Here is a 13,498-nt window from a genome sequence, read left to right on the forward strand (position 1 = left end):
TTAATCATCCTTTAATGCATTGTAAAGTAATGGTAAAAATGTTCCAATATCAGTAACAATACCCAATACCTGAGCACTGCCCCTATCAGACAATTTAGTAACGGTAGACGGATTAATATCTACACAAATACTTTTAACTCTGGAAGGAAGTAAGTTACCCATAGCAATTGAATGAAGCATTGTTGAAATCATTAAAACCATATCCACTTCCTGAGCATATTTTCTCATAAGCTTTTGAGCTTCAATAGCATCAGTGATTACATCAGGAAGAGGACCGTCATCACGAATGGAACCTGCTAAAACAAAAGGAACATCATTCTTAATACATTCATACATTATTCCACCAGTTAATGTTCCGTCCTCAACCGCACTTTTAATAGAGCCTGAACGATTAATTTTATTTATTGCCCTCATATGGTGAGTATGTCCATGAGCAACAATCTTTCCGGTTTCAACTTCAATACCTAAAGAAGTTCCAAAGAGATTTGATTCAATATCATGAGTAGCAAGTGCATTTCCCGCCATGATTACATCGATATAGCCTTCTTTAATTAATGATGCCAAATACTTGCCGGAACCTGTGTGAACAATAGCCGGTCCACCGACAATACCTATTTTTCCACCTTTAGCTTTAATTTCTTTCATTTCTTCTGCAATACCATTAATTAAGTTCATTAAAGGCTTTTCAGATGAAACATCACTGTTCATGAATTCAAATACCTGCTGTTCTTCTCTTGATCTGTGTGGCGGAGTAACTTTAACACCATCAAGACCAACAACAATCCTGTCACCAGATTTTACCTCGGCAATAGGTTTTACAAAAGCACGTTTGTTTTTTTCATCAACAACTACCAGACAATCCATTTCAATGTCTTCAACAGGAATCCAATTTCCATCATAAAAGATATGTGTAGTGTGATTGGATGAAGAGTAAAAACCTTCAGGAGCAACTTTATCTTTTGTGGATGCCACCAACTGAACCTCTTTAAGTTCATCAATTGATGCACCGAGAACGGATAATTCATCCAATATAGACTCCAGCAATTCGGGAGAGTCAGCTGAAACTTCAATTTTCGCCTTACTTATATCAGATTTTTTTCTTCCAACATTGATTTCTAAGATATCAAATTCGCCTCCTTTGTCCATAATTATTGCCATTGTTCTAGTTAAGGTCAATGAATCAATAATATGTCCAGAAAGACTAATAGTTCTTTTATTCATAATATTTTGCTCCTTTTTTAGTTAATATTATATATATGGTTTACGATGATATTTAATGGTATTGATGGAGAAAAAACTTATGGGACTGTCCATTAATTAGTATTTTGTTTTAATATCGATGTGAACGGGAAGTGGAAATTAGAGTTGAAATTTCATATCATGTTTATTTCAATTAAAATATCATTCATAATATTAAGTGTAAAGGGGTTTTTAGAGATTATATATAATAATATACCCATTACATTATTTATATTCTGTTATTTTTCTTATTATCAATTAAAAATCATTATCACCATATATTATTATATATTAATGTGTTAACATGAATGGCATGATTTAGATTGTTGATTTTAAAAAGAAGCTCATTTAATTAAAATATATTTAACGAGAACTTATTTAATTTTAATAGGAGTTACATTCGTTTTAGTTAATTTAAAAGATTAATGTCATGTAAATTTTGATATTGATAATTATTTCTTAAAAATATATAAACTATTATTAAATTAGTAATAAAGAATTAGAGTATAGTTCATCATGACAATTTTGGACAGAGCCAAATTATATATGTTACTGTTTTCTTAAATCATATTATGATTAACATAAATAAATCAATTGTTTTCAGTTTGATGTTGCTGATATTATTAACAGTGTCAGCGGTTTCGGCTGAAGAAAATATAACAGATTTTACAACTGAGGGAAATCTGTTAAAAGTAGATTCATCAAATGATAACTTCAATGATTTAAATAATGAGATAAATGGAAGTCTAAATGAATTAAAACTTACTCATGACTATGTCTACGATGAAGGCAATGACATCAATTTCACAGATGGAATTAATGTCTCCAAAAGCAACTTCCTTTTGGACGGTAACGGATATAGTATTGACGGAAACGGAAAAGCGAGAATATTTAATATAATTGGGAACAATGTCACTCTAAAAAATTTGATAATCAAAAATGCATTAAATGGTGCTGTGTCTTTCGTTCAGCCAAATGCAGAGTATTATCTAGACAATGTCACCATTCAAAACTCATCCTCCAAATATGATTCTGGTGGAATTGAACTAAATGCTACTAATTTGGTTGTAAACAATTCAAAATTTATTTCAAATACTGGTACTAAAAGTTCAGACATTTTTTCCAACGAAAAGTGTAATGTAATTGTTCTAAATTCCACTTTTGAAGGTGGAATCGAGTCAAAATGGTCACATATTTATTTTTCTGGTGGAGAATTGATTGTTGACGGTTCCACTTTTGCAAATTCACGTTCAAGCTATGCCAATGCAATTTATGGTGAAGAAGGTAGGGTGACTGTACGTAACACTAAATTCAGGAATCTTACTGTTTTGAATAGTGCTGGTGCAATTGGCGTTAAATATGCGGTTAATTTAACTGTTGAGGATTGTGAATTTACAAATATCACTTCAGGTAAGGATGGTGGGGTGATTTTTGCTGATATTGAACAGGGTTATGTGACAATCGCCAACTCAAAATTCCATGGTTGTTTTGCGGCATTTGGAAGTGCCGTAATGCAGCTTAGAGCTGAGTTAAATATCATCAACTCAACTTTCGAAGATAATATTGCAATGTATGATGGTGGAGTATTATGGACATCATATGCTGATGTATCCATTGAAAATTCTACATTCAAGAGAAATAATGTTGTTAAAGAAGATTTGGAAATTGGGGGAGTATTGTACTTTGATAAAGGAGACATATTAATCAAGGGTTCAACTTTCATTGACAATCACGGATCAAACAAGGGGGATGCGGTATTCACCTATGATTCCAAACTCACATTACAAAACAACACCTTTAAGGATAACGGAAATGCCCTATACTCAGTATTCTCAACACAAGACATTGCCGAAGACAATAAATTCAATAATGATTTGGTTTCTGTTAACAACACATTTTATGCAACAATTGTGGTAAACGACGGAATAGAATTAACACTGATTAATAACACTCCTTATAAATTTGACACCTTACCTGATAAATTCAATTTAAAGGATTATGGATTAGTGGGTCCTGTCAGAGACCAGGGTCATATGGGTGCATGCTGGACATTTGCAACATCCGGTGCTTTAGAATCAGCATTGCTTAAAGCAACCGGAAAATTATATAATTTTTCACAGGACAATATTCAAAATACAATGCTTCAATATTCAATTTATGGAGTTGATGGAATTTTAGAAGGTGCACAACAATCCACAGGTGTCGGATATCTTGTAAACTGGTACGGTCCATATCCAACCGATCTGGATAGATATGATGAGCTTGGAAAAGTATCCACCCATATCAACATGGGAAATGAAAGTATACATGTTCAGGACGTAGTGTTCTTCCCGGCTCGTCAAAATGCAACAGACAATTATATCTTTAAAAAAGCATTAATAGACTACGGAGCATTTCTAGTGGCAATTTATTCAGGTGAGAGTTCAAAATATTATAACGAAACATCTGCTGCACGTTATTACAATGGAACTAAAGGTATAAATCATGCGGTAACCCTTGTTGGTTGGGATGATAATTATCCTGCAAGTAATTTCCTAAATCCACCTTCTGGTGATGGTGCATGGATTATTAAAAACAGCTGGGGTACAGAGTGGGGAGATGAAGGCTATTTCTACCTATCATATTATGATACATCATTCAATACTCAAAACCCTCAGCAGTATCCATACTATGCTGCTTACTTATTTAACAACACTGTTCCATACAATAAGAATTATCAAACAGATGCCGGACAGTTAAATAACTTTGTAGATCAATACAAGTACTTCTCAAATACCTACACTGCTCTTGAAGATGATTTAATTGCAGCCGTGGGTACTTACTTTGATAGTGATGGAGTTGATTATGAATTTGATATTTATGTTAATGGAGTATTAAAACACACACAAAATGGTGTAAGCCCATTTGCAGGTTATCATACCATCAAATTAACACAATACGTTCCAATTTCAGCAAATGATACTTTTAAAGTTGTATTCAAAAGTAGTTCTCTACCTTTCGAATATAATTCAAGACATCATCATAAGGAAAACGTTTCATTTGGAAGCGTGGATGGTGTCAATTGGGAGGACCTTGGTAAAGATAATGTAACAGCAATATTGAAAGTGTACACCATTCCCATGGAAAGTGTCATTATTCAAGCTGAAGACATTGTGATGTATTATAAAAACGGCACAAGATTTGAAGTAAAATTATTCGATAGCCAAGGCAATCCATTTGCAAATGAAAATATAACTCTTTCTATTAACGGTGTTTCTTATAATAGAACAACCGATGAAAACGGTAGTGCTTCAATTGCCATTAATTTAAACCCTGGCAATTATACATGTTCTGTATCTTATATTGGCAGAGAAAATTATACTAATTCCACTGTTGAAAACACAATAACTGTTTTATCTACTATTCGTGGTAATGACTTGGTAAAAATATTCAGAAATGAATCTCAATACTATGCTACTTTCCTTGATGGCCAAGGCAATCCTTTAGCTGAAGGAACAAATGTCACATTCAACATCAATGGCGTATTCTACACTCGCCAAGTAAATGGCAGTGAAGGAAAAGCTAAATTAAACATTAATTTAGAAGCTGGAAAATATATCATTACTGCTTATCATCCATTTAATAATCAGACACATTCAAACAACATTACTGTATTATCTAGGGTAATCGATAATGATGATTTAGTAAAATACTACAGAAACGGTTCCCAATATGTTGTTACTATTTTAGGTGCTGACGGTAAAGTGGTAGGTGCTGGTGAAAACGTCACATTCAACATCAATGGTGTAATGTACACTCGCCAAACCAATGAATCAGGTCAAGCTAAATTAAACATTAATTTAGATCCTGGAAACTACACGATAACAGCAATGTACAATGACTGTAGAGTATCTAATAACATTGAAGTATTGCCTGTCCTGTTTGCTGAAGACTTAGTTAAAAAATATGGTATTACCGATCAATTCAAAGCATTATTAGTTGATGGTCAAGGAAATCCTTTCCCTAATCAAAAGATTACTTTCAACATTAACGGAGTATTCTATCAAAGAACCACAAATGATGAAGGTTATGCTGCATTGAATATTAGATTAGGATCACCTAATGATTCATATATCATTACTTCAAGTTTCAATGGAACTAACATATCAAACAAAATTACTATTGTAGATTAAGGGGGCAATGCCCTCTTAATCTGTTTTTTTAAAATTTTCTATAATTACCAAAAATCCTATTTTTGAAAATTTAGTTTTAGAATCAAGATTTTTAGAACCATACCTAAAATCAAATGATTTCAAAAAGATAATATATAATCAAAATAAATTATTATTCATGAGAGTTATTTTAGCAGGAACAGGTAGTGCAGTTGGAAAGACTACAATTGCAACAGGAATCATGAAAGCATTATCTGAAAAATATAATGTGCAGCCGTTCAAAGTAGGTCCGGACTATATCGACCCATCATACCACACTTTAGCAACTGGAAATACTTCCAGGAACTTAGATTCATTCTTTATGTATGACGGACAGGTCAGGGACTCATTCAATAAGGCGATGAAAGATAAGGACATTGCAGTTATTGAAGGAGTCAGAGGCCTTTATCAACATCTAACAATTTTTCAATTTCACCATCCAATAAATTTTAAATATAAAATTTAATTAGTGGACAGTCCCTTATCTCTTTTTTCGCTGATGCCTCTTTTTAATGCCATACCACTATAATTTCTAAATCATACTGCATCATTTTCTAAAGTTAATACTCCAAGTTTATCATTTACTTAAAATTTTACATAAACATTAGTTATTCTGTTATAGTGCAGTGAAAATTATCCTAAAAATGAAATTGATTTGTTATATGCAAAAAATAATTATTGCTATTATCCTGCTAATAGCATATAGATACCAATAAAATAGCTAAAAACCATATATTAATCATGGATATCAAAGATGACATGAGAATTATATCACTATTGCTTCGCTCTAAAAAACGAGTAGAAGTCTTAAAATCCCTAGAATTTGAAGATAAAATCCCTTCCAAAATCAGTAAAGATATTGGTGATAATAGCAATCATGTATCCAAATATTTAAAAACCTTAAAAGATGCGGATTTGGTAGTCTGTTTAAATGAAGAAGACAACAGATACAGATTTTACAGCATCACCGATAAAGGAACCTATTATCTTAATAAAGTTAAAGATGAATATAAATAAATTTTAAAAATCCAGCGCATTAACCGAACAATTCCTAACGCATTCAGCACAAAGAATACATTCTGTCCCGTTTTTTCTTTTTCTTGAATTATTCAACATGTCTACATTCATAGGACATGTCTTTATACATTTTTGACAATCAACGCATTTTTCTTCATCAACAGTTACACGAAGCCTTGAAAAATAACTTGTAGGCTTTAAGAATACTGTAATTGGACATATGTATTTACAGAAAGCACGATTATCCTTTAGGACAAATGCAAGTACAATTCCAACTGCATAATAAATTATATTTCCCACAATGAATGTATAATACATTATTAATTCAAGATTATTGACTTTTAAAAGGAATAGGCCTGAAACAAAGCACAAAATAATTACAAATAGAATATATCTAATGTAGCCAAAGTTTTTTCTTGGATTTTGAGGAACTTTATATGGCAGTAAATCCAGTATCATAGCTGTCCAGCAGGCATAACCGCACCATCCCCGACCGAAGAGGAGTGGTCCTGCAATCTTTGCAACCAAAAAGTGTATTACTGCCGCTTCAAATAGGCCTAAAAACAGATAATACCAAAATCCAGAAATCAACATATTCTCATGACCGATTAAACCTACAAATATCAGTAGGTAACATCCAATTGCCAACAATATGAGATTGCGACCCCATTTATAACCATTAGAAAGCAAAGCTACCCCAATAGCTAAAGATGTCCCGATATACAGGAAATTATATATGTAAAAATCATTACCCGTTATAAAATAAATTAAAAATGCAATAAAAATAAAAATAATTTCAATTAATAGTGGTGGTTTAATTTTCATTTAAATCAATGATAAAAAGTCATAGATTATTTTAGCAGCAGTGACGGCCGTATTTTCACCTAATCTGTCAGTAGCGGTTTCAACAACATCCATTCCAACAACTTCTTTAAATGCCAGAGCCTTAATAACATCCTCAATTTCTGATGTGAATAACCCACCAGGAGATGGATTTCCAACACAGGGCGCAATGGCAGGGTCTAAAACGTCCATATCAATTGATAAATAAATCGGCGTTTCTACAGTTGCCAAATAATACTCTACAGCATCCATATGTTTGTGAACGTCCTTATTTTTAAATGTTCGGATATTATAAGTGGACTTGACGAACTCTTCCTCTTCAAGAGATGATGATCTTATTCCAATCTGAACCAAATCAACACCAAATTCATGAGCTCTTCTCATAACCGTTGCATGAGAATATTTCTCGCCTATGAAATCGAATGCCAAGTCTCTGTGTGCATCCAAGTGAACTACAGTCAATTTGTCATATTTTTCAGTTAATGCCTTAATTACCCCAATTGATGCTGAATGTTCACCGCCAATAGTTATCGGCTTAACATTTAAATCAAGCAATTCCCTGACCGTGTCTTCAATAATATCGCATGTGGCTTCACAATTTCCCGGAACTACATTAACATCTCCGAAATCATAGAATGTAGTGTCCAAATCACTTTTAAAATTAGTATTGTATTTTTCAAAACCATATGATGCTTCACGAACAACAACAGGCCCTAAACGTGAACCTGAATGATATGATGTTGTGCTGTCAAATGGAACACCGATTATGCCATACGAATCCTTTTTAATATTTTCAAAATCAGTTTCTGCAGAAAATGCAAATTTCCACGGTTCGTAGGTATTCAATAGCATAATGTATCTAAAAAAAGAATAAAGTAGAGAACTTATTTAGTTCTCATGATTTTCATATTACCTAAAGCTACAATGTATTCTACTTCAATACCTTCAGTGATTTGGTCTTTTAAGTCTTCAGGCATTGGTAAGTCTAAAGTTTCGTAACTTTCCATATCCATTAATTGAACATTGTCACCTTGGATAGATAATACTTGTCCTACTCTTTTATCGATAATAGGAATATCTACTTTAGTATCTACAGGTTTAACAATACTTCTTTTTTGGTTATCAAAAATACCTACTGCTTCTAATCTTGCTTTAGCAGCCCCGTGTTTACCAGGGGATGAGGTAGTTAAACTAGTGATTTTAGATGCTTCTCCACCTAATACAATATATTTTCCAACTTTTAATGTTTTAATCTCTACAACTTTAGTTGACATTAATTTTCCTCCATAAATCCAGATTTTTATAATCTATAATAAGAATTATTTTAGATTAATTATAATTTTATTTTATATTTTATTTAAAGTATTCGCTTATCACAAAGAATTCCACTTATGCAATTATAATAAAAGTTACTGCCAGAAGTATTGTCATTAAAAAAACCCAAACTATGACAAAAGTTTTTTTAATATCGCTTTCGCCTTTGGTAATGTAAGACTCTCCTTTAATATCAGAAGATCTTTTCCTGGTATTTTTATACTGGTCATCGTTTCTTAAAAAATTGTAGAAAGCTCTACAGATAAAAACAAAGAATATGACGATAATTCCGGAATAAACAATATTCATTCCAGGATTAATCAGCATTACTAATGAAGATAAAAGCAACATCAGCATTAAAAATAAAACTCCCGTGATTACTAATGAAATGTATTTATTTATAATCATATTTTTATATAGATAAAAAGTATATAATAAAATTAGTGATAGATGAAAATAGCTATTGTCAGAAAAGATGAAGGACCTAGAAAATTTAATGCTTTTGATAATGCTTTAAGTGATGCGGGAATTGGACAGTTGTAGCATCAGTAGTTTATTTGGAAGATTGATAATATGGATGAAAAAGATAAAAAAATAGCTACCGATTTAGCATATGAGATAATAAAAGAAGTAAGTAGAGCCATTAGACCTTATGCCGGAACTGAAGAGGCCGGTGAAAAAGTAAAGATTGGGGCCGATGGTACTCCTACATCATATATCGATATTATTGCAGAAGATACGCTAATTAACATTTTAAAAAATGCTCCCGTTCTATCCTACATCATCAGTGAAGAGGCAGGTGAATTGAAGTTAGGTAAAGGAACCAAAAGAAGCATTAACCTGACTGAAGAATTGCAGCGTGACGATTTGGATGAATCAGAAAAACCTAAATTCATATTTTTAGTCGATCCTATTGACGGAACCAGCAATGCAATTAAAGAAATACCTGCTTACGGTATATCAATTGCTGTTGCAAATGTTCCCGAAGGAAGATTGGCTACACTGGACGATGTTGAATTAGGTTTTATCAGCAATTTTGGAAATGGTAACTTCTTTGAAGCAGAAAAAGGAAAAGGATGCTGGTTAAATAATGAAGAGGTACATCCAAGTGACGTTGTAAAATTCAGCCAAATGACTTTAGGCGGTTTTACAAAAAGTGGAACTTCATCCGCTTCAAAACTGGTTGATAGTGCAAGAAGAATGAGAGTATTAGGTTCTGTTGTATTGGAACTGTCCTATGTTGCAAGCGGAAGATATGATGCGTTTCTTGATTTGAGGGGAAGCAGAATAATTGATATTGCAGCATCCAAATTAATCGTTGAAGAGGCCGGAGGAATCGTTACCTCAAAGCACGGTGAAAAACTTAACAACAAACTGAGCATATATGAAAAGGCAATTATTGTTGCGGCAAATAATAAAATAATGCATAAACAGATAATAGACATCTTAAATGATAATATGGCTGATTTTATTGGAAAAGTAGGTATTTTAAGCCGTATTGATCAGGACAAAGCAATATTATTCTCAGCAAAACTTGTTGATTACTTTTTAACAAACGGTCTTGAAGTGGTTGTTGAAAAAAGACTTGCCACAAAGATTGAAGAGTTGAAAGAGAATCCTAAACTTGACAGGATTATTGAAAAAATAATTAAAGAATCTCCGGAAATGAAGGAATATCTTGAAGATTTGAATCTGAATATTGACTTTAAAAGAATCGCAAAAGATACTAATGAATTCAGATGCGATATGGCCGTTGTTTTAGGTGGGGATGGAACACTTTTAAGAGCGCAAGCAAAACTTAAAGAAGAGACTCCACTATTCGGAATTAACATGGGTACTGTTGGATTTTTAACTGATATCGAAGTATCCGAAACATTCAATGCACTGAATAAGGTTCTTAAGGGAGAATATTACAAAGAAAAAAGGTCAAAATTGGTAGTCTCTCACGAAAACCACAATTATAATGCCATGAACGAAGTAGTTATAATGACAAACAAACCTGCCAAAATGCTTCATTTTGAAATTCAGGTTGATGGAGAAACAATTGAAGAAGTCAGGGCTGACGGACTTATCATTTCAACGCCTAGTGGTTCTACAGCTTATGCGATGTCTGCAGGAGGCCCGATTGTTGATCCTAAACTTGAAGGATTCATTATCATACCGATTTGCCCATATAAACTTGGCGCAAGACCGTTTATCGTATCTGACAATAGTGAAATAACAGTCAAATTGCTTAAAAAAGGAAAAAGTGCAGTGTTCGTAATGGACGGTCAAATTAATGAAGAGGCCGATTATCTTGAAGAAATTAAATTTAAAAAATCAGATAAAGACGTTTATTTCATAAGGACAAGTAGCAAATACTTCTATGAAAAAGTTAAAGATAAGTTAGGTGAAGGTGGGCTCAATAAACAGCAAAGGTGCTTATAGTGAACGTTCTTGTAATTGACTTGACCCACGGAGGCGTTAAAATTGCAGTGAGCCTTGCAAAAAAAGGAAAAAACGTTTACTGCTATGACATTTACAATACACTAAAAGACATTGATAAAAAAATGCTTGATGTTTATAATGTCAAGTTAATTCAGCCGAATGATTTAAAAGACTTTACCGGTGATTTGAAAGTCATTTATCCAATCCACTTACCTTTAACAAATGAAGACATCAAAAAGAACAATAGAAATTTAAATTATACTTTTATCACACACCACAAGGCAGTAGCTGAAATCCTGAACGGGTGGGGAAGAGATATTGATAAGATTGAAATAACCGGAGTTAAAGGAAAAACCAGCTGCGCATTCATGCTTAAGGAAATACTGATTGATGAAAATCCTTTAATCTTATCAAGTCTTGGTGCCTTAGTTTATGAAGAAAAAAATGAAATTGTTCTTCAAAAAAACATTTCCATCACTCCTGCAAATATCAAGGAAACAATAGATTTAGCCAATAAACTGGCCAACCCTGTTTGTAATGGAGAAAATAAAAATCAGATTTACAATAGTGCCATTTTTGAATCATCCCTCGGAGTAACAGGCATTGGTGATGTTGGGCTTTTGACAAATATTGTTGAAGATTACCCCATTGCACAAAACAGATTATCTGCAAGTATTGCTAAAAAGCAGGTCTTTGGATGCAGAATCGTGTGCTGTGAAAAGGAATCTCTTGACAAATATTATAAGGATATCAAACATGAAAAAGTCAATTCATTCAGTTTTGACGATGAATCTGCAGATTTATATGTTAAAAATGTAGAATATTCCCTTGATGAAAGCATAATTGACATTGCATTTAAAGATATAAAAACAAAAAGTGATGAGACCCTTAGCGGTGAAATCAGGATAACAACGTTTGCTCCAGGAAAACATCATGTCATGAATGTTTTGGGAGTTGTTGGAACTGCATTATCCCTAGATATTGATGAAAATACCATCATTAATGGCCTTAAAAACTATAAGGGAATCCCTGGAAGAACCAATAAGAAAAATATTGAAAACATCACAGTTATAGAAGAAATAAATCCCGGCATCAATACCAAAGCAATCGAAGCGTCAATTAACATGATAGATAATGATGCAAACTACATTATTTCCATTGGTGGGGATTATGGGATAACCTGTGAAGAAATTGATGAGGACGCTGTTGCAAAATTAATTGACACATTGGATAAAGAGATTATTTTAACCGGAGAAGTCGGAAAAAGTATATTAAATAAGATTAATAAGGAAGTTAATTTTATTGAAGATTATAATGCTGTGTATGATTTTGCAATTGAAAATAATAGAAATCTTCTTTTTATTTACAGATCAGACTATAGAAAACTGTCAAAACGCTGATAATAACCAATTGCTAACAAAAATATGTAAAATTATTTTTACAATAAATTGAAACATTTAATTATAATTAAAAATAGAATATACAATGTAAATTTTTATAATAGTTATAAGTTAAAACTTATATGCAAAATAAAAAAAATAAATATTTTTTTTCTGCAATACTTTTATAAAATTGGAGACGATAAATTGATAGTTGGAACAAGAGGTAGTCAATTAGCACTTGCACAGACAAAACAAGTTTGTCAGGACTTATCTAGAATAACTGGCGAAGAAATTGACTTGGAAATCATAAAAACTAAAGGAGATAAAATTACTACTTCTCAATTATACAATATGGATTCAAAAGGCCTTTTTACAAAGGAATTAGATATTGCGCTTTTAGAAGAGGAAGTTGATTTTACAGTACATAGTTTTAAGGATTTACCTACCGAATTGGATGAAGACTTGGAAATTGTTGCCGTCCCAATACGTGAGTCCCCACGTGAAGTATTAATATCTGAAAAAACTTGGGAAGAGCTAGAACCTGGTTCTAAATTAGGAACCAGTAGTCTTAGGCGTGAAGCATTCTGTAATCACTACGATAAAGGCTTTGAACTTAAACCAATCAGAGGAAATATCGAAACCAGAATCAATAAGGTTATTGAAAGTGATTTGGATGCTACAATAATGGCTGAAGCCGGGTTAAAAAGACTTGGTTTAACTGAACATATTAAAACAGTGTTTCCACTAGAGTATATAACTCCACCTGCAGGACAAGGAGCTTTAGCTATAATAACAAGGAAAGACTCTGATAAAAAGCAAATCATATCAAAATTAAATGATTATACTTCAATGCAAGAAGTATTGGCTGAAAAAAAAGTCTTGGAAGAATTGGGCGTTGGCTGCCAATGGCCAATTGGTGCTATAGCACAGATGAAAAATAAAAAATTTAATATTTACTCAATATTATTAACAAAAGACGGAGAAATCCTGAAAGAACAAAGTGAAACTGGTTCAATCAAAAATGCAATTGAATTGGGTAAAAAAATCGGGAAAGTATTCGAAGACTATGTTTAATTGGAGGAGTTG

Annotated in this window: 10 protein-coding genes and 2 pseudogenes; 7 read left to right on the plus strand and 5 right to left on the minus strand. The window is 32.6% G+C overall.

Features of this window, described 5'->3' with window-relative positions; all coding sequences use genetic code 11:
* On the minus strand, window positions 1-1,221 hold the full coding sequence (locus ACKI44_RS08840) for a TIGR00300 family protein (protein WP_407423562.1): 1,221 nt from the start codon (window positions 1,219-1,221) through the stop codon (window positions 1-3).
* Between the two features lie 590 nt (window positions 1,222-1,811).
* On the opposite strand from ACKI44_RS08840, the gene ACKI44_RS08845 reads away from it, so the two are divergent.
* From ACKI44_RS08845 to ACKI44_RS08855, 3 genes and pseudogenes are all read left to right on the plus strand, one after another.
* Window positions 1,812-5,411, plus strand: a complete 3,600-nt coding sequence (locus tag ACKI44_RS08845) for a C1 family peptidase (protein ID WP_407423564.1) — start codon at window positions 1,812-1,814, stop codon at window positions 5,409-5,411.
* Window positions 5,412-5,568: 157 nt separating this feature from the next.
* Window positions 5,569-5,841, plus strand: a pseudogene (locus ACKI44_RS08850) (Ni-sirohydrochlorin a,c-diamide synthase); the annotation flags it as partial.
* 329 nt (window positions 5,842-6,170) lie between these two features.
* On the plus strand, window positions 6,171-6,446 hold the full coding sequence (locus ACKI44_RS08855) for a winged helix-turn-helix domain-containing protein (protein ID WP_303736238.1): 276 nt from the start codon (window positions 6,171-6,173) through the stop codon (window positions 6,444-6,446).
* A 3-nt stretch (window positions 6,447-6,449) separates the two neighbouring features.
* Here ACKI44_RS08855 and ACKI44_RS08860 read toward each other — a convergent pair whose 3' ends face one another.
* From ACKI44_RS08860 to ACKI44_RS08875, 4 genes are all read right to left on the minus strand, one after another.
* A complete protein-coding gene (locus ACKI44_RS08860) occupies window positions 6,450-7,136 on the minus strand; it encodes a 4Fe-4S binding protein (RefSeq protein WP_407423567.1) in 687 nt (228 codons plus the stop codon).
* 135 nt (window positions 7,137-7,271) lie between these two features.
* The gene (speB, locus tag ACKI44_RS08865; protein WP_407423569.1) at window positions 7,272-8,141 is read right to left on the minus strand and encodes an agmatinase; all 870 of its coding nucleotides are present in this window, start codon (window positions 8,139-8,141) and stop codon (window positions 7,272-7,274) included.
* 32 nt (window positions 8,142-8,173) lie between these two features.
* Complete coding sequence (locus ACKI44_RS08870; protein WP_303736235.1) at window positions 8,174-8,563, minus strand: translation initiation factor IF-5A; 390 nt, start codon at window positions 8,561-8,563, stop codon at window positions 8,174-8,176.
* 115 nt (window positions 8,564-8,678) lie between these two features.
* Window positions 8,679-9,011: a hypothetical protein gene (locus ACKI44_RS08875; protein WP_407423571.1), complete on the minus strand. Its 333-nt coding sequence runs from the start codon at window positions 9,009-9,011 to the stop codon at window positions 8,679-8,681.
* Between the two features lie 42 nt (window positions 9,012-9,053).
* Here ACKI44_RS08875 and ACKI44_RS08880 point away from each other — a divergent pair.
* From ACKI44_RS08880 to hemC, 4 genes and pseudogenes are all read left to right on the plus strand, one after another.
* Window positions 9,054-9,143: pseudogene (locus tag ACKI44_RS08880) on the plus strand (pyruvoyl-dependent arginine decarboxylase); the annotation flags it as partial.
* 33 nt (window positions 9,144-9,176) lie between these two features.
* On the plus strand, window positions 9,177-11,030 hold the full coding sequence (locus tag ACKI44_RS08885) for a bifunctional NADP phosphatase/NAD kinase (protein ID WP_407423573.1): 1,854 nt from the start codon (window positions 9,177-9,179) through the stop codon (window positions 11,028-11,030).
* Window positions 11,030-12,430: a coenzyme F430 synthase gene (gene cfbE / locus ACKI44_RS08890; protein WP_407423575.1), complete on the plus strand. Its 1,401-nt coding sequence runs from the start codon at window positions 11,030-11,032 to the stop codon at window positions 12,428-12,430. Before ACKI44_RS08885 ends, cfbE begins: the two co-directional genes overlap by 1 nt.
* A gap of 186 nt (window positions 12,431-12,616) precedes the next feature.
* Window positions 12,617-13,486, plus strand: a complete 870-nt coding sequence (gene hemC / locus ACKI44_RS08895) for a hydroxymethylbilane synthase (protein WP_407423577.1) — start codon at window positions 12,617-12,619, stop codon at window positions 13,484-13,486.
* Window positions 13,487-13,498: the final 12 nt, after the last annotated feature.

The sequence above is a fragment of the Methanobrevibacter sp. genome (assembly GCF_045646205.1).
GTDB lineage: Archaea > Methanobacteriota > Methanobacteria > Methanobacteriales > Methanobacteriaceae > Methanocatella.

Bases quoted from the DNA above. Each gene is read 5' to 3' on its own strand.
- ACKI44_RS08840 (WP_407423562.1), bottom strand. From the start codon at position 1,221: ATGAATAAAAGAACTATTAGTCTTTCTGGACATATTATTGATTCATTG.
- ACKI44_RS08845 (WP_407423564.1), top strand. From the start codon at position 1,812: ATGATTAACATAAATAAATCAATTGTTTTCAGTTTGATGTTGCTGATA.
- ACKI44_RS08855 (WP_303736238.1), top strand. From the start codon at position 6,171: ATGGATATCAAAGATGACATGAGAATTATATCACTATTGCTTCGCTCT.
- speB (WP_407423569.1), bottom strand. From the start codon at position 8,141: ATGCTATTGAATACCTACGAACCGTGGAAATTTGCATTTTCTGCAGAA.
- ACKI44_RS08870 (WP_303736235.1), bottom strand. From the start codon at position 8,563: ATGTCAACTAAAGTTGTAGAGATTAAAACATTAAAAGTTGGAAAATAT.
- ACKI44_RS08875 (WP_407423571.1), bottom strand. From the start codon at position 9,011: ATGATTATAAATAAATACATTTCATTAGTAATCACGGGAGTTTTATTT.
- ACKI44_RS08885 (WP_407423573.1), top strand. From the start codon at position 9,177: ATGGATGAAAAAGATAAAAAAATAGCTACCGATTTAGCATATGAGATA.